Genomic DNA, 26,210 nt, shown 5'->3' on the forward strand with positions numbered 1-26,210 from the left:
ATAAGCGGGAACTGAAAACAAAAACGGTAGTAAGTGATAGAGTTTTATCGCCAAACAAAACCTACACAAACTACCGTTTTCATGTCGAATCATACTTTCCTATCTTCATTCTGGGAAGGCTTTCATATAGTAAAGTCTCATCAGACTGCATCATTAATAAAGCTCACTCTCAAACCTAATTCTATCGCTAGGTGTTCGTGCGGGCTTAAAGCTCAAGCCATACATGAGTATCAATGGCGTAACGTGAAGGAAGCCACACTGCTAGGAGTTCCCGTTGAACTATCCGTTCAAACCCGACGCATCAAGTGCAGTCACTGTGGCATTAAAACAGAACGACTATCTTGGTTGGAACCTTATGCTCGTATCACTAACCGCCTACGAAGCTATATAGAGCAGTTGTTGCCCCTGCTACCAATTAAACATATAGCCCAAGTGACAGGCGTTCATTGGCACACAATCAAAGAGATAGATAAACGTCGGCTTCAACAAGTAGTACCACAAGTTAAATGGGGTGAATTAAGGCAACTCGTCATGGACGAGTTTGCCATTTTTAAAGGGCACCGTTACGCGACAGTCATTGCAGATGCGAAAAGTCATCAGGTTATCTGGATAGGGCTAGGTCGTAGCCGCAAGGATATTCGACCGTTCTTTGAACAATTAGGCGAGCACGGAAAAAATATCGAAGCAGTAGCAATGGATATGAATACGGCTTTTGACCTTGAAGTCCAAGAGCATTGCCCAAATGCCCGTGTCGTTTATGACTTGTTCCACGTTGTTGCTAAGTTCGGTCGTGAAGTGATGGATAGAGTCAGAGTCGACCAAGCCAATAAGCTAAAACAGGATAAAAAAGCAAGGCAATGGGTCAAACGTTCGCGCTGGGTATTATTGAAAAATAGGGATAATTTAAATACACAACAGGAAAGCTACCTCACAGAAATATTGAATATGAATCAGGACTTGATGACAACCTACTTGCTGGGTGCGCAATTAAAAGAACTGTGGCGTTGCGGCTCAGAACTTCAGGCTAAAAACCTGTGGCAGGTATGGTTGGGACAAGTGAATGAGAGTGAAATTAAGCCGCTCAAAGAGTTCGCTCGAAAGCTCCGTCCATACCTTCATGGGATCACTGCTTCAGCAAGCTATCCGCTGAATACCTGTACGCTTGAAGGGATAAATAACAAGATAAAGTTAATCAAGCGGATGGGATATGGCTATCGAGATACTGATTACTTCTTCTTAAAGATAAAAGCGGCTTTCCCCGGAAAGCCGCGATGAACCTAAAAAAAGCGAGCTCAGTAGCTCGCTTTTTTGTTGAGTTCTTTTGGCTTACTCAGCAGAAGTTTTCTTTTCCATGAAACCTAGCTTTTTTCCAACCCAAGCCAATAGAATCATTGAAACTAGGATCGCGAAGAAGTTAGAACCTGCTTCTGGGTATTGTGCTTTGATAAACGCAGAGTGACCAAATGCCCCCACGAAGAAACACGCCAGACCAACAAGTGGGATATCTTCCGATACTGGATTGTTAAGGTATTCTTGGTAAAGCGCCTGTACTGCTAGCACGAGTGCAATCAGAGGGAAGATTGAGAAAGATACTTCGCTCATGGTCAACCATGACAACAAAGCATCACCACACATACCTGCAACCAGTGCCAAAATCAGCGTTTTCTTTTCAGATTTATTTCCATTCGACATTATTCTATCCCGCCTTTTAATCGGTTACGTTCACGTTCTTTGCGATACCAATAAGCCCCTTTGGCTATCATTCGCAATTGCATGATCAATCGCTCGGCGAGTTCATCGCGCTCACGTCGATCTAAGTCTAAAACTTCCGCACCTGAACTGAATACCAAAGTGACTGACGCCTCAGCTTGAGTAAACGCCTCTTCCTTGGTCATACCGGTGCTTATTAAATATTCAGTCAATTCTGCCGCAAAATGTTGTATTTCTCGAGCGACAGCAGTACGAAACTCAGAGGAAGTACCAGAGCGCTCACGCAACAATAAGCGGAATACGTTAGGACTACTTTCAATGAATTCCATGAAGGTTTCAACCGAAGTTCGAATCACACTGCCTTCTTTGACAATACGCTGACGAGCTTGACGCATCAGTTGGCGTAACAGTAGACCGCCCTCATCAACCATGGTTAAACCAAGTTCGTCCATATCTTTGAAGTGACGGTAAAAAGAAGTCGGTGCTATTCCGGCCTCCCGGGCAACCTCTCGCAAGCTGAGATTGGAAAAGCTGCGATCCGCACTAAGTTGATTAAATGCCGCATCGATCAATGATCGACGTGTCTTTTCTTTTTGCTGCGCGCGGATTCCCATCGATTTCATTCTAAAACTTGCTCTTTTTTCTATTGGGTACAAGAGCATCAATATAACGCAATTAGCCCCTACGTAAAAAGATATGTTGCCTCGACTGAGGCAAGCGCGAGCAAGTTACTATTGCCCGACGTTCAAATGCAAACGTTTCGCTTCAAATTGTAGACATACAGCATACCAATTAGTTCTTTTGGTCGATTCTACGTGATCACTTCCACTCTCTAGCAGCGATGATGTGTACCTGTAGAGCAAATGAGTTAAAATCCCGCTACAGCAATGTTAATTAAATATAACAAGGAAGACATCATGGCGCATGCTAATCACTATGACGTGATCGTAATTGGTAGTGGCCCTGGCGGTGAAGGGGCGGCAATGGGATTGACCAAAGCCGGTCTGAATGTTGCCATCGTTGAAAAAGAAAGCAGTGTTGGTGGCGGTTGTACGCACTGGGGAACCATACCATCGAAAGCATTGCGTCACGCGGTTAGCCGTATCATTGAGTTCAATAGCAACCCACTGTTCTGTCGTAATAACACCAGCCTTCATGCAACATTTTCTGACATTTTAGGTCATGCGAAATCGGTCATTGATAAACAAACTCGACTTCGTCAGGGCTTTTATGACCGAAATTCATGCACACTGTTGTTTGGTACTGCGCGCTTTATCGATAACTACTCCATCGCGGTAATGCAAAGTGATGGGACGGAAGAAGTGTACTCTGCGGATAAGTTTGTTATCGCTACGGGCTCTCGTCCATATCAACCAAATGATGTCGACTTCTTGCATGAACGCATCTACGACAGTGACTCTATCTTGAGCCTGAAACACGACCCTCGCCACATCATCATTTACGGTGCGGGCGTGATTGGTTGTGAATACGCATCTATTTTCCGTGGCCTAGGCGTGAAGACCGACTTGATTAACACTCGCGACCGTCTGCTCTCCTTCCTAGATAACGAAGTCTCAGATGCATTGTCTTACCACTTCTGGAACAGTGGCGTGGTAATTCGTAACGATGAAACGTTCGAGAAAATCGAAGGCACCGAAGACGGCGTAATCGTACACCTGCAATCAGGTAAAAAGATGAAAGCCGACTGCCTACTGTATGCTAATGGTCGAACGGGTAATACCGACAAACTCAACCTACCTGCCGTTGGATTAGAAAGCGACTCTCGCGGGCAACTTAAAGTAGATGGTAACTACCGTACAGAGGTGGAACACATCTATGCAGTCGGTGATGTGATTGGCTACCCTAGCCTAGCGAGTGCAGCGTATGACCAAGGTCGTTTCGTGGCACAAGCCATCACGAAAGGGCAAGCCGACGGCAATCTGATTGATGATATCCCGACGGGTATTTACACCATTCCAGAAATCAGCTCAGTAGGTAAAACCGAGCAAGAACTGACTGCGGCGAAAGTGCCTTACGAAGTGGGACGCTCTTCGTTCAAGCATCTCGCTCGAGCGCAGATTGCAGGCAAAGACATCGGCAGCTTGAAAATCCTCTTCCATCGTGAAACCAAAGAGATTCTTGGTATTCACTGCTTTGGTGAGCGCGCTGCGGAAATCATCCACATCGGTCAGGCCATCATGGAACAAAAAGGCGAAGCCAATACGATTGAATACTTCGTCAATACCACCTTTAACTACCCAACGATGGCAGAAGCGTATCGCGTAGCGGCGCTGAACGGTTTGAACCGACTATTCTAATTCAATTGGGTTGCCATGATCCAAAAGCTAAAACAGCAGGTTTCGACCTGCTGTTTTTTTATGTGTAACTAGGCAAGAAAGCTTCCCTTGCGCCATTGATAGAAGAATATAGCGCCGAGTCCAATCCCTCGCATTGCCATGAAACTGGTCATCGCAAACCACAGCGCATGGTTTTGCCAACCTGAGAACAAAAAGAAAATCGCAAAGAAACAGCAAGTCGCCACGAACATACTGTTTCGCATGTCTTTACCTTTAGTTGCACCAACAAAAATGCCATCAAATAGGAAGCACCACATCGAGGCCAATGGCATGACCACCAGCCACGGCAGATACACCGCAGCTTGCTGCTGCACCGCTTCAATCGAAGTGATCATGGCGATCAAGTGCGATCCCGCCAAACCAAATACCGCAGTCAAACCTAAACAGATGATCAGGCTCCAAAAGAAAGTACCAATCAACGATGCACTGAGTTGCGCTCGGTCTTTGGCACCAATTGCTTTGCCTACCATGGCTTCCATGGCATAAGCGAAACCGTCCATGCCATAGGAAATCATCATCAAGAAACTCATCAATACCGCATTAGCCGCAACTACATCGTCACCAAAGCTCGCGCCTTGGAAAGTCATAAAGCTAAACGTAGCTTGTAAACAGAGCGAGCGTAAGAAGATATCGCGATTGAGTTTTACGAACCGCCCTAGCCCATGTTGAGTATCGGTTAACAGGCTCTTAGGAGATGGTAACTGACGCGATCGCCATGTTTTCCATACACACATCAAGCCAAACGCCATGCCTGAGTAATCAGCAATCACCGATGCCAGCGCTGCCCCTTCAACTTTCCAACCCAAACCAATCACAAACAGTAAATCGAGCGCTATGTTGGTCACGTTAGTGATGATCACCATCCACATTGGTGCTTTGGAGTTTTGCGTTCCGAGCAACCAACCCAACAGCACAAAGTTCATCAGCGCTGCAGGGGCGCTCCATACACGGATAGAGAAATATTGCATGCCGTAGTGCTTCACTTCAGCACTGGCATCACTCCAACCAAAGATCAGGTCCGCGATTGGGTTATGAGCAATAAGGAAGACTAACGCAAACAACAATGCCATGAGTGAGCCTTGCATAAACACCAAAGCGAGTTGTTTTCGGTCTTCACCACCATAGGATTGCGCCGCTAATCCAGTAGTCGACATACGTAAAAAGCCAAGCAACCAAAACGTCACGCTGATCATGGTACTGCCCAACGCAACACCGCCCAGATACCAAGCGTGTTCAAGGTGGCCGATCACCGCAGCGTCAACCAAGCCTAATAATGGAACAGTAATATTCGACAGCACCATGGGGATAGCGAGCGCTAACACTTGGCGATGCACTTGAGGATTCGATAAAGGAGAGAAGATAGAGTTTGTCACAGGCACCTCGTTGTTTAGATCAGCGAGTGTACCTGAGTACTAAGGGTCTGTTGACCTTTAGAGCTTATTTTTGCAGCTGTTTGTGGGTTCTTACTATTCAATCAAAAAAGAGAAAAGTTTGAAATACAGTAACTCAGCACAAGAGAGCCACAAAGCTGCCCAAGGGTTCGGCTAAAAGCGCTTTACTCTTTGTTGATAGGCCATTGCTTAGAGTGACTAGGCGGCTAACCTATCGTCGCGATTAAAACGCTTTTATCTCGAACAAAATTTAACCGCAAAAGGTAAACAGACCCTCGAGCCTAGCCAATTACCACTTGATGTGAACGAGGACTGGCGTGAGGCGATGCTTCAACATTGGGATCTTATTCAGCCAACGTTGCCATGCCTTCCAGCGTGAGCAGAATCGGTCGAATGGTGAGAAGGCTTTGACCCATTGCGCCCATGGCAGCCAATGCAGTACTTGTTGCGCTGGTGCTTCAAAACCATGTGCATACGTATCTGAACCGAGCTTCTGACCCCATTTACTTTCGGTTAAGTCACCTGCTAGCACCATGCACACTTCTGCCGATACAAAATAGCGACCCAGAGTTTGGATGAAAGTCGCAACACGCGATTCATCGCAATCGAGTAAAGCCATCTCACATAGGATCAGTACTGGTGCTTTTTCAGGAATGCGCAGTTCGTCTAACCAGCTCATGTCTTCTACGCTGCCGCAACGATGCTCGTAACGTTCGTTTTTGTGGAACAATCGCTGACGCCAAACCAGATTCTCGGTGACATCCAGTTCAATCCAATGACAACGGCCATTGTCCAAACGGTAGAAACGCGTATCTAAGCCCGCACCAACATTAATGATCCAAGCGTCTGAGTGTTGTTGAAGAAAGTGACTGACCTGCTGATCGCACAGCTGAGTTAAGGTCACGTGCAATAGTTGCTTCTGATCGACATCACCACTAATACAATCTGGTGCCATCTTACAGCTCAAACACGCTTTTGCGGCGATTGGATCGTACACCAAACCGTTGTCTACCATGCTTTCGCGGCTGCGCAAAAACAACGGTTTCAACAGATGATTGGGTACGTGATGTTGAGGCTTGGACATGGGCATTTCCTTACGCCGAAAAGAAAATGATTAAATAGATTTAGATGATAATAAATCTCAATATCACTTGCAAGTTTTACAGCATGACCAAAATTCTCAACCGGTGGCGAGCGTAATAAGTTTGAAGGAATGAAAACAACAATAGAAAGCTTAGAAAACACAAAGCCCAGCAGAACGCTGGGCTTTATTAGAATGCTTGAGGCAAGAAGCCTACATCCAATCAGTGTTACGGATGATGCCAACCGCCAGACCTTCAATCGTCAGGTGTTGCGATGTTAGGTCAACTTGGATTGGTGAAAACTCTTCATTCTCTGCATGCAGTAGAACTGTAGAACCTTTACGCTCTAAACGCTTCACCGTCACATCATCATCAACACGTGCAACCACAACTTGACCGTCGCGAACGTCTTGGGTTTTGTGCACAGCTAGTAAGTCGCCGTCCATAATACCGATGTCTTTCATACTTTCGCCGTTTACGCGAAGTAAGAAATCTGCTTTTGGTTTGAACATCGCAGGGTCCACTTGGTAGTGAGACTCCACATGCTCTTGAGCCAGAATCGGCTCACCAGCAGCAACTTGACCAATCAAAGGCAGACCTTGATCGTCGTTTGCCGCATCTTCAAGCAGGATTCGGATCCCGCGAGATGCGCCTGGAATAATTTCAATCGCTTGTTTACGAGCAAGCGCTTTTAGGTGTTCTTCTGCGGCATTCGCAGAGCGGAAGCCAAGCTCACGCGCAATCTCTGCACGAGTTGGTGGCATTCCGGTGTCTTCGATTTTGCTTTTAATCAAATCGAAGACTTGTTGTTGGCGTGGCGTTAACGGCTTCATATGTCACCTGTCTTTTTATACAGTTAACTGTGAGTATATCCAGTAAATGGACAAATGAAAACCCAATTGGTTGTTTTTTAATTTATTTGCGCCTGTTTCAGATCCCACCCACAAACCTCAAGTGAGTATGCGTTTTAAACACGCAATAGCCAATTCGTCTAATGAAAGCAACAACCTAGGGGTTCGGCTAATTTCCGCTCAATAAAATTAAAAGGTTTGACCAGTTTCTGGTATCCTTGCTGCGCTTAAAATTTATCGCCTAGGCTTATTTCTATTGCCGTATCTATTTCCTTTCCTATAGAAGAAGGGAAAGCGGACGCAGAAATAAGGTTAGGCTTGTTTGAATACCTATTGAGGCTGTGAACTTTATGTCTTCTGGACAATCATTTTCACGTTCATTACTAAAACTACCTTTATCGGTAATGGTAAAGGGCACCACAATCCCGTCAAATCCAATTGACGATCTCAACATCGACCTAGCGAAGCCGATTGTGTATGCCTTACCGTTCCGTTCGAACGTGGATTTGCTGACACTACAAAAACAAGCTTTGAGCCTTGGTCTACCAGACCCGCTTAGCCCGCTAGAAATCAATGGCAAAAAACTGACTCGTTACGTGTTTATTGCCTCTCGTCCAACCGTGATGAGCAATGATAACGACGTACCGAGTGAGTCTGTTTCTCTGTTTACTGAATTACTTGAATTGCACAAACTCGACAGCGAGCTAGACGTGCAAATGATCCCAGCGACCGTGCTTTGGGGTCGTAAGCCAGGTAAAGAAGAAAACCACAAGCCGTACCTACAACCAATGAACGGTCCGCAAAAAGCAAAAGCGGTAATGGCAGCGGGTCGTGACTGCTTGGTGCGCTTTAGCCCAGTGGTTTCACTACGTTACATGGCAGACTCTCACGGTACCGACAGCGCTATTGCACACAAGCTAGCGCGCGTTGCACGTATCCACTTCTCTCGCCAAAAACTTGCGGCATCGGGTCCAAACCTACCTCAACGCCAAGTGCTGTTTGCACGCTTAATGAAATCGCCAGCAATCGAAAAAGCGATTGAAGACGAAGCGCAAAGTAAAAACATTTCTATCGAGAAAGCACGCAAAGAAGCCCATGACATCATGGACGAGATTGCAGCGGACTTCTCTTATGGTTTGGTGAAAAATGGCGATCGTATTCTGGGCTGGTTGTGGACTAAGCTGTACCAAGGTCTGCACATCAACAACGCTTCGACCGTTCGTCGCCTAGCGCAAGATGGTCATGAGATCGTGTACGTGCCATGTCACCGCAGTCACATGGACTACCTACTGCTTTCTTACGTTCTGTACCATGAAGGTATGGTGCCACCGCATATTGCTGCGGGTATCAACCTGAACTTCTTCCCAGCGGGTCCAATCTTCCGTCGTGGTGGTGCGTTCTTTATTCGTCGTAGCTTTAAAGGCAATAAGCTGTACTCCACGATTTTCCGTGAGTACCTATCAGAGCTGTTTGCTAAAGGTTACTCGGTTGAGTACTTCAGTGAAGGTGGTCGTTCACGTACTGGTCGTCTGCTGCAAGCAAAAACCGGTATGTTGGCAATGACGATTCAAGCCATGCTACGCGGTCTAAACCGTCCAGTAACGTTAGTGCCTGTGTACATCGGTTACGAGCACGTAATGGAAGTGGGTACTTACGCCAAAGAGCTTCGCGGTTCGCGCAAAGAGAAAGAAAACGCAGGTCTTGTTCTGCGTACTCTGCGTAAGCTGCGCAACTTTGGTCTTGGTTACGTGAACTTCGGTGAGCCGATTCAGCTAAACCAATACCTGAATGAACACGCACCTGAGTGGACGAAAGACATCGATCGCATGGGTGGCAGCAAACCACAATGGATGAACCCTGTGGTGAACGGTCTGGCAAACAAGATGATGACGCACATTAACGATGCGGCAGCGACTAACGCGCTGACTCTATGTGCGACGGCGCTATTGGCTTCTCGTCAGCGTGCGTTGTCTCGTGACTCTTTGATCAACCAGATTGAATGCTACCTGAAGCTACTTAAGAACAACCCATACTCAAACACTTCAACCGTTCCAACAGAAAGTGCTGAAGAGTTGGTGGATCACGCTATCTCACTCGATAAGTTTGTAATTGAAACCGACACCATGGGTGACATCATTTCGCTGGATCGTAGTCAGTCGATTCTGATGACCTACTACCGCAACAACATCATTCACTTGTTCGCTCTACCATCATTGATTGCTCAGATGATTATTCGTCAGCGCAACGTAACTGTAGAGAAGATTCAAGACAACGTCGCTCAAATCTATCCATTCCTGAAAAAAGAGCTTTTCCTAAGCTATAAGGAAGAAGAGTTGAACGAGCTGGTCGTAAAGATCTTGAACGAGTTCATTGAGCAGAAGATGATTTGCCAAGACGGTGAGAAGCTGGAAATCAACCAATCAAACAACCAATCATTGGTTCTGTTGGGTCGTACTATCACTGAAACGCTACAACGCTACTCTATCGCGATGAACCTACTAGTAGCAGATCAAGAACTGGGTAAATCTGATCTTGAGCAGAAGAGCCAAGACATTGCACAGCGTTTGGGGCGTCTGCACGGTATTAACGCGCCAGAATTCTTCGACAAAGGTGTTTTTGCTGCGATGTTCAATACGCTGAAAGAGCAGCAATACCTAGACAGTGACGGCAACTGCGATCTTGAGAAGACGCAGCAATTTGCCAAACTGCTATTTGCTCTGCTTTACCCAGAAGTGAAGTTGACCATCGAAGAGAGTATCCACCAGCTGCAAGCATAACTTGCTTAAGCCTGATACTTACCTCGACAAAAACACAAAAGGCATCCAATTGGATGCCTTTTTTCTATCTGAACGTTTGTACTACGCCGTTACCAGAAAGCGATAAACAGACCGACCGCAATCACCATTCCGACATAATTGTTGTTAAGGAAGGCTTTAAAACACAAGTCGCGTTCTCGGTGGCGAATCAAGTGTTGCTGGTATACAAACAAAGAAGCCGCAACCAGAATCGTCCAGTAGTAGCTCTGTCCAAGTTGGTAGTGTTGACCAAGTAGCACCAACATCGCCAAGGTAAGCAACTGCAGAACGCCAATCACTAGTTTGTCATAACGGCCAAACAAGATAGCCGTCGATTTGATACCAATCTTTAAGTCATCGTCTCGGTCAACCATCGCGTATTGAGTGTCGTAGGCAATGGTCCACAGCGCGTTAATCACAAACACAAACCACACAATCCAAGGCAGGTCGCCAGTTTGCGCAGCCCATGCCATCGGAATCGCCCAACTAAAAGCCAAGCCCAAAAACAGCTGTGGCAGATGGGTGTAACGCTTCATAAATGGATAGATGAACGCTAAAAAGATGCCCGCAAAAGAGAGCTTAATCGTAAGCGGATTCATAGTTAGCACTAATAAGAACGAACTGATACCAAGAACCAAAAACAAACCAATCGCTTCTTTCGAGGTCACTTTACCCGATGGCAAAGGACGCTGCTTGGTACGTTTCACATGTCCATCGACTTTACGGTCGGCAAAATCGTTAATCACACAACCAGCGCTGCGCATTAGGAACACGCCTAATACAAACACGATGAGTACATCCCAATTTGGCATGCCCTGCGCGGCAATCACAAGTGCCCAAACCGTCGGCCACAACAACAACAATGAGCCAATTGGGCGATCCATTCGCATCAGTTGCCAATATGCTTTGGCTTTTTCTGCGGACATTTACACCTTCTCCTTAGCGTAAACGGGTGAATTTGGTAAGAATAACTCAGCGACCAGCATCGGTTTGTGATTCATCCACAATCTTGAGCGACGCGCTAAAAAGCGCCCTTGTGGCAGATCAACCCACCCCATTTGCAGAGCATCGCGTTCAACATTATCAGCGCTGAATACGGTCAAGCCCAACGGGATATCCCCCTGCTGCGCCAAGTCATATTGTTGATCAACCAACGTTGTGCGTGGGATTAGCGTGCGGCCAATGACCCAATCTGTATTGTCACCACATAAAATCACCTCTCTAAGCAGGCAATCTTGGTCGGATAACAAGAGACTTTCATCTGCATGTAGTGTCTGTGCAGTAACAATTTGGTTATGCAGCAATTCCACTGTCAGTTCCTGACAGTGCTGCTTCAAACGGCGTGACAAAGACCCTTGCTCCTCAAGCCAATGCTGAGCAAATTCATTGGGAAATGCGAAATCTTCGGGTTTTTGCCACTCTACTTCCATTAAAGAAGTAATATAGAGTGATGTCGGCTGATTCATACTAGTATTCAATTGGTGGCTTTATGCGTACAATAAAGCAACAACTTACCGTCTTATTGAAACTGTAAGTTCCGTTATTTGTTATAGACGGTCTATTGTATCAAGACTAAAGCGATTCGAGTATCGCGATCCAGAGAAAGAAAAGTTAGAAATATGTACAAACGTTATGTAGCCCAAATTATTTTTGCATTGAGCTTGCTGATCTCTGCACCTAGTTGGGCAGAATCGGAAGAAACAGGACCTCAGTTGGCCTATTTTACTCTTGAGCCAGATTTAACTACTAACTTTTACACCAAAGGCAAAAAGCTAGGTTATGTACAAGTTCGTATCGATATTATGGTCATGAGCCAACAAGATCTTGCTGTTGTCGAACATCATCAACCGCTCATTCGTGATGCGGTTATAGAGTTACTGGGCAAACAAACTGAAGATACGATTAAATCATTGTCTGGCCGAGAAGACTTACGTAAAACCTTGGTTGAAAAACTCAATGAGATTCTTCTTCCAGAAACAGGCAAGACCATTATTGCTGATTTACTCTTTACCAAGTATCTCTATCAATAACCTCTGCAGGTTTACTTCGTAAAACAAAAGACCGCCTTTCGGCGGTCTTTTCTATTCTTATCAAGTGCTCACAATGCTTGTTGGTATTTCTGTTTGCCTGAATCAAACAGCGCAATCGCCATACCTGAGAGCAAACCTACCAAGTGGGCAGTATTGGCAATCGCCATAAATGGCTGAACAAAGCCTAGTACTAACCACACCAGCATAAAGCCAATAATCGGTTTAGGTAGGGCTAAGCCAAGGTGTGGGCAGCGATAACCAAGAACCCACAAGTAACCAAGTAGCGCATAGACCACACCAGACAAGCCACCGAAGTTGGCCCCTTCTACGTAAAATTGCCCAGCGCCAGACAGCGCCGCAGAGATAAAGAAGATTTGCAGTAACTTACCGGAGCTTAGGCGACGTTCGATATCACCACCTAACTGCCACCACCACAGTAGGTTAAACACAATATGTGTCACTGAAAAATGCAGCAATGCATGACTTATCCAACGCCAAACTTGCCATTGCTGACCTTCAAAAGCGGGGAAGTGCAGCAGTGCAAACACCCCATCACCAAAACCAAACATCTGTAAAAAGTAGATAACTGTACAAACGGCCATGATCAATAAAGTCACAGGACCCGCTTTGGCTTTGATCATTCCCATGATGCTTGGGCTGGAGTAATGAAATTTACTCTTGCGAGTATCGGCAACGTCCCACGAGGCCGCGCTGTACTTCGAAGCCGATGGGTTGGCTAAGAACTGCTTCAGCTCCGCGTCAACTTCTATTTCATGCTGCGCGTCCGTCAACCAAAGCGCAAACTGCCCTTCACCTTCCGGCATCATCTGAATCTCAATTTTGCGCGATGCCATGTAATCAATGAAAGCTTGCGCCATACGTGGATTACTTAACGTTACCAATCTCTTCATTAACTTCTCACTATTGGGAGTTCTGCTCGTTGCCAGGCTTCAAAGCCACCATCCACACTGTACACCTGTTCGAAGCCTTGGTTAACCAAATATTGTGCCGCACCTTGACTACTGATGCCGTGATAGCACATCACTAAAACAGGTTGTTCGAACTCTATTTCGTCCATAAAGGCCACGATTGAGTCATTGGTCAGATGAAAAGCGGATTCTGCATGCGCCACTGCAAAAGATTGAGGGTCACGAATATCGACAAGTTTAGCTTCGCCTTGTTTAAGCAAGGCTTGAGCACTTTGTACATCAATGTGTTGAAACTGGTCCATTTACTTTCTCATGTTGTTCTCAGAATTGACGTCATTGTAACCTATCCAAAGCCAAACTTAGCCACAGAGATAGTCTGGTCATTTAAAGCTGTTCATATTCCAACCGTTTGTGGATAAATCTGTGAATTGCGTTGATAAAGTGCATTTGGATCTTTTGATCCACAATATGTAGTGATGATCTTGATCTAACTGTGTGTATATTCACAACTATCCCCAAAACAAAAACGGCGATAAAGCCTTATTTTGTCCGGCTTTCGAACAGTTGATGAATAATTACTTCACAGAGTTATACACAGGTAGCACAGATAAAATGGATCGCAAACTTCATCGAATTTAGATCGACAATAAAAAAGCCGAGATCACATGATCTCGGCTTTCTATGAAAATCTTACTTTGTATTAGGAGCGTAAGTTAGAACTCACCAACAGCTAATTTTAGCTTCTTCATCGCGTTCTTTTCTAGCTGACGAATACGCTCAGCAGATACACCAAACTCATCCGCTAGATCTTGCAGTGTTGCTTTTTGGTCGTCTAACCAACGCGAGCTTACGATACGCTGACTACGCTCATCTAGACTTGCTAATGCATGGCTCAAACGGTTATTGGTATGTGCTTCCCAGTTAGCCGCTTCAACATTATCCGCGACATCTGACGACTTATCTTCTAAGTACAGCATTGGGGCTGTATATGAATTCGAACTGTCGTCTTCGTCTGTTGGCATATCGAACGTTGAATCTATTGCTGCCAAACGAGATTCCATTTCACGCACTTCTGAAGGCTCTACCCCCAGCTCACGTGCAACCGTTTCTACTTCACCATTGTTGAACCAACCTAGGCGCTTTTTCGACTTACGCAGATTAAAGAACAGTTTACGCTGCGCTTTTGTAGTCGCAATCTTCACGATACGCCAGTTACGTAGCACGTATTCATGAATTTCTGCTTTGATCCAGTGAACCGCAAAAGAGACCAAACGAACACCCACTTCTGGGTTGAAACGCTTAACCGCTTTCATCAGACCGATGTTGCCCTCTTGAACTAGGTCTGCCATTGGCAAGCCGTAGCCTGAGTAGCCACGAGCAACGTGAACAACAAATCGTAGGTGTGACAAGATCAGGCCTTTCGCCGCGTCAATCTCACCGTTGTAGTGTAATCTTTCTGCCAGTCCTCGCTCTTCTTCTGGTGTCAGCATTGGGTAGCTGTTTACAGAACGGATATAGCTATCAAGGCTATCTTGCGTGACTAGGGCCATCGGATACGCTTCGTTTGACATTCAATTCCTCATCAATCTCTGATCTGGAGCAATACATTGCAATTTAGCTTCGCCATCTTGAACTCAAAGTGAACAAGTTGCAAGAAGGGTGAGCAATTATCCATAAACAAATCGTCTAAACAAGAGAGAAAAATTAGCTTGTGCTAATAAATTCCAAGTATAAGACCTTTATCACCTAAACTGGTTCAATTTCTTTTAGGTGTCGCTGCGCGGATACTCGTGCGGCAATACAACCCAATAAACTGCCAGTGATGATCAATAACAGAGATTCATCCCAGCTCAAGCCAATCAAACGGAACTGACTATCGTACAGCGCTGCTAAATCTTCTACCGCACTATTCATTACCACTGTAACTAATGCAGTAACCAACCATGCTATTGCTGCGCCTAGTACTCCGAACCACATACCTGTATAGAGGTAGGGACGAAGAATAAAACTGTCGGTCGCGCCGATCAGTTTCATGGTTTGAATCTCTTCTTTATTTGCTAATACATTAAAACGTAATGTATTGCCGACGATTAAAAATACAGCACCTAACATCAGTATTGTCAGGGTGATGACAATAATACCAGCAAGGGTTTTAATCGCATCTAAACGGGTTAACCAATCCTCATCAAGCCTAACATCGGTAACGTCTTGCTGTTGGCGGACGTCCTTCGCTAACGCTTTGATATCACTTTTTAACTCGGTATCTGGCGTAATCACCAACACACCAGGTAGTGCATAACCACTCAACAGGCTCAACGCTTGGTCAAACCCAGCGTATTGGCTTAGATCTGATAGACCTTGTTGTGGCGAAATATATTCCACCTCTTTTACCAAAGGCCAAGTTTCTATCTGATCTTTTAATACCATCACCCTAGCATCTGGCATCCCTTCAACTAAGTAAGCACTAACTTGCGATGGTGAAGCTACATCTTCGGCTGCGCCCGCTACATTTTTACCTAATAGGTATAAACATGCAGGCATGGAAAGCGCCATCGAAATCACGGCAAGGGTAAGGATATTACCTAAAGGACGTCGCCATAACGCACGAAAAGAAGCTTTCGCTTGCTTCAGATGGACGGAGAAAAAACTATCGGTATTTGCACGACCGGTATTACGCCCTTTCTTCTGGGTGCGCTTATTACCTACCATAGTCTTCTACCTCACTAAGGAAACCTTGGTTCAATTCAAAGTGGCGATATTGAGGGCGAGTATTGACTAACCCGATATCATGCGTCGCAAGGAGAATCGTTACGCCAGCACGATTAAATTCTTCAAATAAGCGAATAACACGACTAGACAATTCTGGATCTAAATTACCCGTCGGTTCATCCGCCACCAATAACGTTGGTCGGTTTACAACAGCACGAGCGATACCGACACGCTGTTGCTCACCTCCCGAGAGTTGACTAGGTAGACAACGGGCTTTATCAAGTAGACCCGTTTTATCCAATGCCGCAGAAACTCGGCGTTTGATTTCATTTTCAGAAATCGACTCAATACGCATCGGCAGCGCGACATTGTCGAACACGCTTCGGTCCATCAATAAACGGTGATCTTGAAACACAATCCCAATATTACGACGTAAAAAAGGGATGTCTTTGCTTGGAATACGCGTAATGTCGTGCCCGTTGAACTGGATCTTTCCATCAGTTGGGCGCTCTATTGCACATATCAGTTTCAACAAAGTACTTTTACCCGCACCCGAGTGGCCACCTAAAAACGCCATTTCTCCGCGCCTAAGATGAAAATCGACCTTCTGTAAGGCTTGTCGACCACCTCGATATGCTTTACTCACTTGCTGAAATTTGATCACCGTTGATTACCTCTAACTCTAATTACTCTTCACGGCTAAACAGAGCGTCGATGAACTCTTGAGTTTCGAAAGGACGCAAGTCTTCGATACCTTCGCCTACACCAATGTAGCGAATTGGGATTTCGAACTGATCAGCAATAGCAAAGATAACGCCACCTTTCGCCGTACCATCCAGCTTAGTCAATGTAATCCCAGTTAGAGGGGCCACGTCACTGAACAGTTTCGCTTGGCTAATGGCATTTTGACCTGTACCCGCGTCTAGCGTCAGCATGATCTCATGCGGTGCAGAATCATCAATCTTCTTCATCACGCGCACGATCTTGCGTAGCTCTTCCATTAAGTTAGCTTTGTTTTGTAAACGACCGGCAGTATCTGCAATCACGACATCAACGCCACGCGCTTTTGCCGCTTCAATTGCATCATAGATAACAGATGCGCTGTCTGCACCAGTGTGCTGAGCAATCACAGGAACGTTGTTACGCTCGCCCCATACTTGTAGCTGCTCAACCGCTGCTGCACGGAAGGTATCACCTGCAGCGAGCATGACTTTCTTGCCTTGGTTTTGGAATTGCTTCGCTAACTTACCGATCGTAGTTGTTTTACCAACGCCGTTCACACCAACCATCAAGATAACGTAAGGGGTTTTGCTGCTGTCGATTTCGAGAGGCTGTTCTACTTTAGCTAAGATTTCTGCCATCTCTTCTTTTAATAGGCCGTAAAGTGCTTCACCATCTTTCAGATCACCGCGAGAAGCTTTCTCGGTCAGGTTGTCGATGATTTTGGTGGTGGTATTCATCCCCACATCAGCAATCAACAGTTGTTCTTCTAGCTCTTCGAAAAGGTCTTCATCGATCTTCTTACCACTGAACAGACCAAAGAAGCCTGCACCAATGTTCGCTTTAGTACGGCTTAGACTGCGCTTAAGACGAGCAAAAAAGCTTTCCGTTGGCTTCTCTTGCTCTTGGATGCGAGGCACAACTGGCGCTTCTGCTTCTGCTTCTGCTTCTGCTTCTGCTTCTGCTTCTGCTTCTGCTTCTGCTTCTGCTTCTGCTTCTGCTAGGACAGGCTCAGGCTTCTCAGTTTCTTCTTCAACAACTGTTTTTTCTTCTGCTTGATAGGCAGCATCTTCTGTAGATTGTTGCTCGGCGGCAGGCACTTCCGCTGCTTCTTCTTTTACTGATTCTTCAGTTGTCGGTTTTTGGCTTTGCTCTTCATCACCAAAACCTAGCCACGAAAGTAATCCGCGCTTCTTTTTTTCCGTCATCTGGGGCTATCCTAGATTGTCTTCTTATCTATTAATGACTCTTTTCTGACAAGAATATTATCTTGACAGAAAAGGCGAATGACAAAGTTGTGAAAACTTTCCAATTAGGTGAATCTAATCTTATTAGTGTTACACTCTGTCATCTTGAATATTCTGGGCTGTATCCAAGCTCAAAGCTTGGGCGATTGGATATAGTATCACTTTATTAGCGGTCAAAAAATCTATGGTAAGACGTCGCCAGCAAAACTCATCACAAAAAAAGCCAACAACGGGCTTTGTTCGCATTATTAGTGGTTTATGGAGAGGCAGAAAGCTACCTGTTCATGACGCTGAAGGTTTGCGCCCAACCACGGATCGCGTAAAAGAAACCCTATTTAACTGGTTAGCTCAAGATGTGCCGCAAGCAAAATGCCTCGATCTATTTGCTGGCTCGGGCGGCTTAGGCTTTGAAGCCGCTTCTCGCCAAGCAGAGCTTGTCACCATGGTGGAGCTAAATCCACAAGCATTTCAGCAGTTACAAAAGAACATTGCATCATTGAATACTAGTAATATTCATGTAGTGAACACCGATGCGTTAAGCTTTTTGAAGCAACCGGGTACGCCACATCACGTAGTATTCATCGATCCGCCGTTTCGCAAAGGCTTATTGGATGAAACCGTGACCTTGCTTGAGCAAAATGGCTGGCTGGCTGAAGATGCGATGATTTATATTGAAACAGAGAAAGAACTAAACATTGCTGGGCTTCCAGAAAACTGGCGTCTGCACCGCGAGAAAACCGCAGGCCAAGTCAGCTACCGCTTATATGAACGCGCAACAGCTTAAAGCCTCAATTTAAAAGGATAGTTAAATGAAAGCATTATTGATACTGGCTAAAGCGGCCATCGCCTTTGTCTGGTTTATATTAATCCTCAACATCTTTATGCCCTTTCCAGGTAAAGCGGCCATTGCGCTGTATATCATGGCGGCATTTTTGTTCATTATGCATGGTCTACAAATGGCGATCTTCATCGGTGCATTTGGTGACAAAATTAAGATGAGCAATTGGGAGAAATACTCGATTTTGATTTTTGGCATCTTTGCTCTGCTCGATATCCGTCGCAAGCATATGATGTAGAAACCTCAGATAAACAAAAGCCGCTCACTAGAGCGGCTTTTTTGTATTCATCCGGTGGACAAAGGCTTAACCCATGTAGCTCTTCACGCCATCAAGGAACATCTGAGTAGAAATCATCACCAAGAGTAATCCCATCAAACGTTCGACGGCTTTCAGACCACGTTCCCCTAAAATACGGTGGAAGAAACTGTAGAACATCAAGATAAAGAACGTCGCCCCCCATGCAATCAACACAGCTGCCGACAGCTCCATAATCTTATCTGGGTGCTGAGAAGACAATAGCAACAATGCAGCAATCACAGATGGTCCAGCTATCATCGGAATCGCCATCGGCACAATGAATGGTTCTTCGCCAGCCGCTAAACCAGTAATACTGCCCGCACTAGGGAAAATCATCTTAATCGCGATGATGAACAGAATAATACCGCCAGAAATACTCAAGGTTTCAGGTTGAACATGAAGGAAGCTCATGATGCTTCGGCCTGCGAAGAGGAATAGCATCAAAATCATCAAGGCAAACAACAATTCACGGATTAACACTTTACGGCGACGCTTGGCATCTAGGTGTTTGAGAATGGACAGCACAATCGGCAAATTGCCGAGCGGGTCCATAATAAGAAACAGCATGGTCGCTGCAGAAAGAATGTCCATGTTCTGACCTCGACAGGAAAATTGGCGGCCAGTATAACAAAGTGAATACGTGAATATATGGTTGAAGGCGAAATGGATTTCCCGCCCTCAACGAATAACGCTTAGCCGCCGCTTAGTGATTACAAACGCGCGCCATGTTAACCACAAACTTACCTTCCAGTTCGCGTACTTTTTCGCGCTTTAGCAAAAACTCTAGCAATGCATCTAAGTCTAGATCATTCAGCTTACAGGTATGAAAGCGCGCATCTGTGCCGAAATGAGCAGCAAGTTCATCACGATTCATTGGGGTTTCACGGAGTAGGTTCAGCAAGTTATGTGCATGAATTTCAGTCATCATCGATTCCAATCTTCAAAGTTAGTCTGGGCAGTGTAACTAAAACATTATCGATTGCTTTGACCTAAGTTAGTAAATGATAGAGGCAACAATTAATGCATGGGCTAAGAAGTAAGTGCCGCTCACCCAGACATAGGCTCGCTTCATCGGCTTACGATAACCATGTATCGCGTAAGCTAAAGCAGAATAAATCATCACTAAGGTGCCACTAAACCCGATCGCATTAGCAAAGCTCGGCACTTGTAACCAAACCTCACCTGCCGCCCAAGCCAGTTGAACCAGCATGATGCCCATGATCACAACCGGAAAGACCATGGAATCTAACTGTGGTAGCAAGAGGAAGAAAGCCACAATACTTGCAGCAAGCAGTAAAGCTAACAGCCACCACACAATGTCACCATTGAGCTGAACCCAGAAAGATTTGCTATAGCAAATTTGTGCCAGTAGATAACCAGCAAAATAGAGAGGCTTACGAGATTTAAACGAATGGAGCGTATCAGCAAACATCGAGACCACGAGACCACCTACGATCCAATACGTATGTGGTGCTGAAGAACCCTCAGTCAGTGCCAAAATCAGCAGCAATAGCAGAGTAAAAATTTTAAATGTTAGAGACTGCGTTGGATTGGCCTGTTTTGCCCCCAACACGGAATACATCCCCGATAGCCCAATCGCTAACCAACTCCACATGCCGATACACCTTTCACGTAATCTCGCCGCTAGTCTAGGTAGACCAATCTTGATGTAAAGACATAATCAATGAAAGTTGGATCTCGCTAGCGAATCAAAACATTTCGTAATCACCACGGACTCAATCAACGAAGTGACAATCTATTCACCTCTAAGAATAGCTCGGCCTTTCAGCTCACCATAGACAATACTGTGAAAAATAAACCGCCACTTTGTTCACCACACGAGCACTATGTGTAAATAACCAACACAAAACTAAAATCCATCACCTCTGTGCACCAAGAGGGACAAAACCGCCTGACCTATAAAGAATAAACCGCTATCAGCCCAGTAATCATGTAGATTAAAAATTCAGACAATTCAACATAAGTAACTGATATGACTAACCATCAAGGAGATAAGTCGAAAAAACCCAACCATTGCCAATCAAGACTGAGCCTATCCGTTTTTGAGGCTGTAATTTTCTCATCAGATAGGAAAATACGTTTCCAAAGCCCTTAATTTAAATCGACCTAACTAGCATTAAATAGAATTTTCTCAACTTTTGAGAAATTCAGCAAAAATAGATCACCAAACACACCATAGAGACAATAAACACTATAACACCATCACATTAACCATATTTAACACATAAAAATCATACACTTAAAAACAAAAAGAAGAAGAATTAGACAAGTCGCACACTTTAACAACAGCACAAAAAACACAGTTTTATTAGTCAATAAAGGGCCAATAAACGAAAGTTAAGTGTTAGTTTTGAAAAGTTTTGCGCTTTGAAGTTGATCAACAGCCAAAAACAGTGCTATATTATTTACATCGAGTTCATCAATGATTTTAGGGGTAGTGTTATGATTTCTTCTTCTCAAAAACAAGGGCTGGTAATGATTGCAGTGGTTGTTGGTTTAATGACACTGCCAATGATGTACTAAGTTACTGTTTAAAATAAAAAAGGGACGCTTCCGCGTCCCTTTTTTATTGTTCAATTTTTGTAGTCTACAAATGCTTACTTAGAATATCCCAGTGCATGTAATAAAAGCCAAGAGCAGCAAGCGTAATCAAGGCCATTAACAAAATAGCCGCTCGCCAAATAAAGCGAGAACTTCTTGGCGTAAGTTCCTTTTCACAGGCATCACATGCCGCCATAAAGCCTTTTCTGTCGTCCAACTTATAGTCTTCTTCGTGAACAATCTTATTGCGCACGGTTGCGATAAAGCGTAATTTCGCTATAACGTCGTGTGGCAAGCGTTCTTCACAGCTGCTGATCAATTGATGCAACCCCTTCCCTTCCGCATGATATTGCGTACGCAGAAGTTTTTCGATGGTTCGGGTACGCATGACTACTTTCTCAATATCTGACATCGCAACCCTCCTTACTTGACCATTCCTTTGTCTGTCATCTCATTCTTCTATAAATTTAGAACTTTTTCGAGTCAAAAGGTGCAAATTTCCTTTTAAATTGTGCTCTTGAACGCATATAAAATGTGAAGTGCGCCGAATAAAATCTACGACGCTTTTACTAGATCACGAATAATTTATCTCAACTCATAGTTTAATCAGGGAGTTCTGTAAAATAGGCGCCAATGAAACATTGGAGGTTATCATGCCAATCTCACTTATTTTGGCTCTATTCGCACTAATTGCACTTGGTGCATGGGTATTTTTCCGCTTCTACAGCAAGCATTACTTTGGCGAAGACGCACCTGAACAAAGCGCTCAAGTGACCATATTAGACAAGCAAGTAATAGAAGTACCAGAAGCAGAGCCAGGTCAAGACGACCAAGAATATTGGATTTATGTACAACGCGGCTCGATTGGACCAAAACGCGAGTTTCAAATCGGTGTGCACTATTACCACGCTCTAAATCCCGGTGATAAAGGCACACTGACTTACTGTGGCGACAAGTTCTTACACTTCGCCCTAAAACGCTAAACTACGGCAACAACCAGCGAGTCTTGGCTGACTTGGAGAACAAATAGCTCATCGCCAAGGCTCCAGCACCGCTTAATACAATCCATACCGGAATCACCCATGCAGGGTGCCCTTGATACCAACCGAACGCTTTCATCGGCCATAAAAAAATTGGGTGGAGAAGATAAATACCCAAACTGTGTTGGCTAATAACACTCACCACTTTTTGCGCTTTTGGCGCCAAACCTTCTCCAAAGTAACGACACAGCATAAAGATCATCGACGCAGCTAAGATCACATTCAATGTTTTGTATGATAGCCAACGCCCCACTGTGTATTTATCTGCCTCTAAGCTATTTGCGACAACCATAGTAAACGTCACCACTAATGCCACCAGCCCAAGCGCAGTAAACGCTGTAACCATAGAACGATTGAGCGGTACTTTCTTAAACAAAACATAACCGAGTGGCAAATATCCCATATAAAGCCAGTATTGATTACTCCACGGTCCATCAATTTTGAATAAGAATAAAGTGCTGGTGAGTAGCCAAACCGCCAGATACGCATAGAGGACACTGTCATCACAATTACGGACTACCCATTGAAACAACGGAATCACAAAATAGAGCGGAATAAAGTAATAGAAGAATCCAAGGTGGTAGTAGGTTGCATGATGCGGACTGTTGCTCACCACTTCTTCAACGGTGGCAAAGTCAAAGCCTTGCGCCGTCCAGCCTGACAAATACGCATAAAACATCGACCAAATAATAAAAGGGACTAACACCTTACCTAAGCGCCGTTTGAAGTAGTACTTGGCATCAAAAGGACGCGTATCGCTGAGCATCAATGCCCCCGTGATCAAAATAAAAACTGGCACTGCCCAACGAGTCACGCTATTTACACCCACCGCGGTTAACCATTGGTCAAATGGAATCACGCCCAACTCATTACGATATGGCGCTAACACATGGATGGCGATCACTGCTACCGCCGCCACACAACGTAATAAGTCGAAAAACAGAACCCTTTCTCTCATACCCTTTCCTAATTTGCGTAACTTCACGTCTATAGCATAGGGCAATTTTCATCCAGTTAAATAGTTAACAATCTGTTTTTGCTTATTTTTAACCCTACAATGACGCTAGAGCATCATTCATCTGCAAAATAAATCGCTCCAACATCTATTGCGAAGTGAATTCGGTAACCCTAAGCTTTCTCGGATATGAAACAGCTTTAAATTCTGCGTTCCTTTAGGATGCCAATTAGATTATTAAGAGAGGTCTTTATGAAGAAAACATTATTAGCGTCACTGGTTTGTGTAGTGGCTTTAGCTGGATGTAATCAAAAGGAAGAGGCCGTGGCACCAACACAATCGCAACCGGAAGCGAACCCTATCTGCAACGCTGAAAACCTTGCTGGCGGCTGGTCACAAAGTGAAGTGACTCCTGAAGCTCAACAAGCACTCGACTTTGTTCTTGGTCAGATGAATACCGCAGCGAAGCTAAAAGAAATCTTGAGCGTACGAACTCAAGTCGTGAATGGCATGAACTACGCGATTGAATTCGAAATGGACAATGGTGAAGTTTGGAACACCATCGTTTACCGCTCACTGAAAGGTGATATGGAAATGACGCAGCCAGCACAACAGGGCCGCATTTGCCCATAAGCAAGATTTGCTGATTTGCGATACTGAATCGTAAAAACAAAAATGGCTCCCAAAGCGGAGCCATTTTTTATTCTGAATCGTAAATCGATTTAAGCCGTCGCCACTTTGGCTTTTGGTAGCTTGATAGAAATTAGAGTTGTCAGCGCTAAGAAGGCAAATGACACCCACAAACATGCCGCCAGCCCCGCTTCTTGGTAAATCCAACCGGATAGAACCGTACCAATCAAACGTCCCATCGCATTCGCCATATAGTAGAAGCCGACATCCAGTGAAACACCATCGCCTTTCGCGTAGCTGACGATAAGGTAAGAGTGCAAAGATGAATTCACCGCAAACACAGCGCCAAAAATCATCAAGCCCACCACAATGACCAGCTCTGGTTGCCAACCGATTTGCACGCCATAAGCAATCGCACCAGTGATGACAGCAAGTATACCTGCCCAAATTAATGCCGCGCTGCCATCTGGCACTCGACCTTGCGCTTTACCGGTAATACGAGGCGCAAAACCTTGAACGAATCCGTAAGCAATCACCCAAGCCGCAAGGAAACCACCCACCATCAGGTGATCCCAACCAAACACGCTGCCAAGATAAATTGGCAGTGCAACAACAAACCACACATCACGAGCGCCAAATAGGAACATACGTGCAGCGGAAAGAATGTTCACCGACTCTGACTTGGAAAAAATCTGACGGAACTTAGGTTTGCTCTTCGCCTTACCCATATCCGCCTCAAGCCAAATCAAGCTGGATACAAACACAACGGCCAGCACACTTGCCATGATTATCATCGAAGTTTGGAAACCAAACGCCGATAGCAGCAAGCCACCAACGAAGAAACCCGCACCTTTCAGCGCATTCTTCGAGCCAGTTAAGATCGCAACCCATTTGTACAGCGCACCTTGCTGCTCGTCTGGCACCAAAGTTTTGATCGCGCTCTTGGCACTCATCTTGTTTAAGTCTTTGGCAATACCTGAGATTGCCTGTGCCGCCATCACCCAAGGAATGGTCAACCAAGCATTGGGCACTGCCAACATCAGCAAGGCAAAAATCTGCATCCCTAAGCCGACGTTCATGGTTTTGTTCAAACCAAGTCGAGCACCTAACCAGCCACCAACCAAGTTGGTCACCACGCCAAAAAATTCATAGAAAAGGAAAAGCGAGGCAATGGCCAAGCTTGAGTAGCCTAAGTCATGGAAGTAAAGCACCACCAACATACGGAGTGCACCATCCGTCACGGTGAAGTTCCAATAGTTGAACGTCACCAGCATGTACTGACGGATACTTTTGCTTAGTTTTGAAATCATAACGACCTCAGATGTACAGCGTTTATGGCATTTAGATCATGATGTTCCAAATGCTCTATAACCTGAACACCAGCATTGAGTCATCTCAATACTGGCGCTAAATTGTGAAACAAGAACTGATTAAACACCCAAACATTATTCATTAATAAACAACAATTTAAATATGAAATCAATAAACAAGAATCACATAAATTGGTAAGCCATTACGGCATAAAGAGAGCTTTTAGATCATGATGTTCCAAAAGCTCTATAAGCTGATCAAGCGCCTTGAGCTACGCGCTCGATGTACTCAACTTGTACTGGTTTAGTGAAAGCACCAGGGCGCAAAGCTTGTACTTCACGTACGATATCTTCTAGCGCCCAATCTTTCTCTAGCAGTAGGTGCGCAGCAAACAAGCCTGTGCGACCAGAGCCACCCATACAGTGCATTGCAACCTTGCCACCTTGAGCAAGAATCGCGTGCAGTTCAGGGCTCGCTTGTGACCATTTTTCAGCGAAGTCTTCGCCCGGAGCACAGTCATCTTCAATTTCAATTTGGAACCATTTCATGCCCAACTGTTGGGTTATATCGCCCAACGCAGACACGTCTTTGGACGCTAATTCAGCATCATCAAGGGCAGTAACAATCGCTTCTACACCTTGCGCTTTTAGTTGTTCTAGCGAAGCTTGCAGTTCCACACCTTTGGTACCTGGACATGGAGTCAGTACCAAAGCGCCCGTTTCTAAATCTAATTGCCATGTAGGATGAGACATCTT

28 protein-coding genes are annotated in these 26,210 nt (G+C 45.0%); 8 read left to right on the top strand and 20 right to left on the bottom strand.

Going from position 1 to position 26,210, the window contains the following annotated elements; translation table 11 throughout:
* Positions 1-81: 81 nt before the first annotated feature.
* On the top strand, positions 82-1,275 hold the full coding sequence (locus tag J4N37_RS15400; protein ID WP_252041327.1) for an ISL3 family transposase: 1,194 nt from the start codon (positions 82-84) through the stop codon (positions 1,273-1,275).
* A 51-nt stretch (positions 1,276-1,326) separates the two neighbouring features.
* Here J4N37_RS15400 and J4N37_RS15405 read toward each other — a convergent pair whose 3' ends face one another.
* Positions 1,327-1,692 carry a YijD family membrane protein gene (locus J4N37_RS15405; protein WP_038884856.1) on the bottom strand — a complete coding sequence of 122 codons (366 nt, stop codon included), beginning with the start codon at positions 1,690-1,692 and terminating at the stop codon, positions 1,327-1,329.
* On the bottom strand, positions 1,692-2,333 hold the full coding sequence (fabR, locus tag J4N37_RS15410; protein WP_010444457.1) for an HTH-type transcriptional repressor FabR: 642 nt from the start codon (positions 2,331-2,333) through the stop codon (positions 1,692-1,694). Before fabR ends, J4N37_RS15405 begins: the two co-directional genes overlap by 1 nt.
* 294 nt (positions 2,334-2,627) lie before the next feature.
* Between fabR and sthA the strand changes: the two genes are divergently transcribed.
* The gene (gene sthA, locus J4N37_RS15415) at positions 2,628-4,028 is read left to right on the top strand and encodes a Si-specific NAD(P)(+) transhydrogenase (protein WP_038884855.1); all 1,401 of its coding nucleotides are present in this window, start codon (positions 2,628-2,630) and stop codon (positions 4,026-4,028) included.
* Positions 4,029-4,096: 68 nt separating this feature from the next.
* Here the strand turns inward: sthA and dinF are convergent, their stop codons facing one another.
* The 3 genes from dinF to lexA form a co-directional block, all read right to left on the bottom strand.
* Positions 4,097-5,440, bottom strand: coding sequence for an MATE family efflux transporter DinF (gene dinF / locus J4N37_RS15420; protein ID WP_045393373.1), 1,344 nt, complete (start codon positions 5,438-5,440; stop codon positions 4,097-4,099).
* Positions 5,441-5,747: 307 nt separating this feature from the next.
* Positions 5,748-6,542 carry a class I SAM-dependent methyltransferase gene (locus J4N37_RS15425; protein WP_010444461.1) on the bottom strand — a complete coding sequence of 265 codons (795 nt, stop codon included), beginning with the start codon at positions 6,540-6,542 and terminating at the stop codon, positions 5,748-5,750.
* A gap of 210 nt (positions 6,543-6,752) precedes the next feature.
* Positions 6,753-7,373, bottom strand: a complete 621-nt coding sequence (lexA, locus tag J4N37_RS15430; RefSeq protein ID WP_005438488.1) for a transcriptional repressor LexA — start codon at positions 7,371-7,373, stop codon at positions 6,753-6,755.
* Between the two features lie 368 nt (positions 7,374-7,741).
* Here lexA and plsB point away from each other — a divergent pair, with 368 nt between their 5' ends.
* Positions 7,742-10,168: a glycerol-3-phosphate 1-O-acyltransferase PlsB gene (gene plsB / locus J4N37_RS15435; protein WP_071236442.1), complete on the top strand. Its 2,427-nt coding sequence runs from the start codon at positions 7,742-7,744 to the stop codon at positions 10,166-10,168.
* 89 nt (positions 10,169-10,257) lie between these two features.
* On the opposite strand, the gene ubiA is transcribed toward plsB, so the two are convergent.
* Positions 10,258-11,112 carry a 4-hydroxybenzoate octaprenyltransferase gene (gene ubiA / locus J4N37_RS15440; protein ID WP_252041328.1) on the bottom strand — a complete coding sequence of 285 codons (855 nt, stop codon included), beginning with the start codon at positions 11,110-11,112 and terminating at the stop codon, positions 10,258-10,260.
* On the bottom strand, positions 11,113-11,652 hold the full coding sequence (locus tag J4N37_RS15445) for a chorismate lyase (RefSeq protein WP_252041329.1): 540 nt from the start codon (positions 11,650-11,652) through the stop codon (positions 11,113-11,115).
* 153 nt (positions 11,653-11,805) lie between these two features.
* On the opposite strand from J4N37_RS15445, the gene J4N37_RS15450 reads away from it, so the two are divergent.
* Positions 11,806-12,216, top strand: coding sequence for a flagellar basal body-associated protein FliL (locus J4N37_RS15450; RefSeq protein ID WP_010444471.1), 411 nt, complete (start codon positions 11,806-11,808; stop codon positions 12,214-12,216).
* 68 nt (positions 12,217-12,284) lie between these two features.
* On the opposite strand, the gene glpG is transcribed toward J4N37_RS15450, so the two are convergent.
* The 6 genes from glpG to ftsY form a co-directional block, all read right to left on the bottom strand.
* Positions 12,285-13,127, bottom strand: coding sequence for a rhomboid family intramembrane serine protease GlpG (gene glpG, locus J4N37_RS15455; RefSeq protein ID WP_038884846.1), 843 nt, complete (start codon positions 13,125-13,127; stop codon positions 12,285-12,287).
* Complete coding sequence (gene glpE / locus J4N37_RS15460; RefSeq protein WP_038884844.1) at positions 13,127-13,447, bottom strand: thiosulfate sulfurtransferase GlpE; 321 nt, start codon at positions 13,445-13,447, stop codon at positions 13,127-13,129. Before glpE ends, glpG begins: the two co-directional genes overlap by 1 nt.
* 411 nt (positions 13,448-13,858) lie before the next feature.
* Positions 13,859-14,716: an RNA polymerase sigma factor RpoH gene (gene rpoH / locus J4N37_RS15465; RefSeq protein ID WP_038884842.1), complete on the bottom strand. Its 858-nt coding sequence runs from the start codon at positions 14,714-14,716 to the stop codon at positions 13,859-13,861.
* Between the two features lie 175 nt (positions 14,717-14,891).
* On the bottom strand, positions 14,892-15,854 hold the full coding sequence (gene ftsX / locus J4N37_RS15470; protein WP_010444474.1) for a permease-like cell division protein FtsX: 963 nt from the start codon (positions 15,852-15,854) through the stop codon (positions 14,892-14,894).
* Positions 15,844-16,518 (bottom strand): cell division ATP-binding protein FtsE, encoded by a 675-nt coding sequence (ftsE, locus tag J4N37_RS15475; protein ID WP_010444476.1) that lies wholly within the window; start codon positions 16,516-16,518, stop codon positions 15,844-15,846. Before ftsE ends, ftsX begins: the two co-directional genes overlap by 11 nt.
* A 22-nt stretch (positions 16,519-16,540) precedes the next feature.
* Positions 16,541-17,782, bottom strand: a complete 1,242-nt coding sequence (gene ftsY / locus J4N37_RS15480; RefSeq protein WP_252041330.1) for a signal recognition particle-docking protein FtsY — start codon at positions 17,780-17,782, stop codon at positions 16,541-16,543.
* 223 nt (positions 17,783-18,005) lie between these two features.
* Here ftsY and rsmD point away from each other — a divergent pair, with 223 nt between their 5' ends.
* Together rsmD and J4N37_RS15490 are read left to right on the top strand one after the other, a co-directional pair.
* A complete protein-coding gene (rsmD, locus tag J4N37_RS15485) occupies positions 18,006-18,605 on the top strand; it encodes a 16S rRNA (guanine(966)-N(2))-methyltransferase RsmD (protein WP_010444480.1) in 600 nt (199 codons plus the stop codon).
* Positions 18,606-18,630: 25 nt separating this feature from the next.
* Positions 18,631-18,897, top strand: a complete 267-nt coding sequence (locus J4N37_RS15490; protein ID WP_252041331.1) for a DUF1145 domain-containing protein — start codon at positions 18,631-18,633, stop codon at positions 18,895-18,897.
* 66 nt (positions 18,898-18,963) lie between these two features.
* Here J4N37_RS15490 and J4N37_RS15495 read toward each other — a convergent pair whose 3' ends face one another.
* The 4 genes from J4N37_RS15495 to J4N37_RS15510 form a co-directional block, all read right to left on the bottom strand.
* Positions 18,964-19,548: a YhgN family NAAT transporter gene (locus J4N37_RS15495; RefSeq protein ID WP_010444492.1), complete on the bottom strand. Its 585-nt coding sequence runs from the start codon at positions 19,546-19,548 to the stop codon at positions 18,964-18,966.
* 112 nt (positions 19,549-19,660) lie between these two features.
* Positions 19,661-19,882, bottom strand: a complete 222-nt coding sequence (locus J4N37_RS15500; RefSeq protein WP_010444493.1) for a YecH family metal-binding protein — start codon at positions 19,880-19,882, stop codon at positions 19,661-19,663.
* 69 nt (positions 19,883-19,951) lie between these two features.
* Entirely contained in the window at positions 19,952-20,572 is a 621-nt protein-coding gene (locus tag J4N37_RS15505) for a lysoplasmalogenase (RefSeq protein ID WP_252041332.1), read from the bottom strand.
* 993 nt (positions 20,573-21,565) lie between these two features.
* Positions 21,566-21,931, bottom strand: coding sequence for a hypothetical protein (locus J4N37_RS15510; RefSeq protein WP_010444498.1), 366 nt, complete (start codon positions 21,929-21,931; stop codon positions 21,566-21,568).
* A 241-nt stretch (positions 21,932-22,172) separates the two neighbouring features.
* Between J4N37_RS15510 and J4N37_RS15515 the strand changes: the two genes are divergently transcribed.
* A complete protein-coding gene (locus J4N37_RS15515; protein ID WP_010444499.1) occupies positions 22,173-22,502 on the top strand; it encodes a DUF2500 domain-containing protein in 330 nt (109 codons plus the stop codon).
* 1 nt (position 22,503) lies between these two features.
* Here the strand turns inward: J4N37_RS15515 and J4N37_RS15520 are convergent, their stop codons facing one another.
* Positions 22,504-23,517 carry an acyltransferase gene (locus tag J4N37_RS15520; RefSeq protein ID WP_182027379.1) on the bottom strand — a complete coding sequence of 338 codons (1,014 nt, stop codon included), beginning with the start codon at positions 23,515-23,517 and terminating at the stop codon, positions 22,504-22,506.
* Between the two features lie 249 nt (positions 23,518-23,766).
* Here J4N37_RS15520 and J4N37_RS15525 point away from each other — a divergent pair, with 249 nt between their 5' ends.
* Positions 23,767-24,147: a cystatin domain-containing protein gene (locus tag J4N37_RS15525; RefSeq protein WP_182027380.1), complete on the top strand. Its 381-nt coding sequence runs from the start codon at positions 23,767-23,769 to the stop codon at positions 24,145-24,147.
* Positions 24,148-24,236: 89 nt separating this feature from the next.
* Here J4N37_RS15525 and arsJ read toward each other — a convergent pair whose 3' ends face one another.
* Complete coding sequence (gene arsJ, locus J4N37_RS15530) at positions 24,237-25,454, bottom strand: organoarsenical effux MFS transporter ArsJ (RefSeq protein WP_252041333.1); 1,218 nt, start codon at positions 25,452-25,454, stop codon at positions 24,237-24,239.
* A 258-nt stretch (positions 25,455-25,712) separates the two neighbouring features.
* Positions 25,713-26,207 carry a cyclin-dependent kinase inhibitor 3 family protein gene (locus J4N37_RS15535; RefSeq protein WP_252041334.1) on the bottom strand — a complete coding sequence of 165 codons (495 nt, stop codon included), beginning with the start codon at positions 26,205-26,207 and terminating at the stop codon, positions 25,713-25,715.
* Positions 26,208-26,210: the final 3 nt, after the last annotated feature.

Origin of the sequence: Vibrio sp. SCSIO 43153 (genome assembly GCF_023716625.1) — a bacterium.
GTDB classification, from domain to species: Bacteria; Pseudomonadota; Gammaproteobacteria; order Enterobacterales; family Vibrionaceae; genus Vibrio; species Vibrio rotiferianus.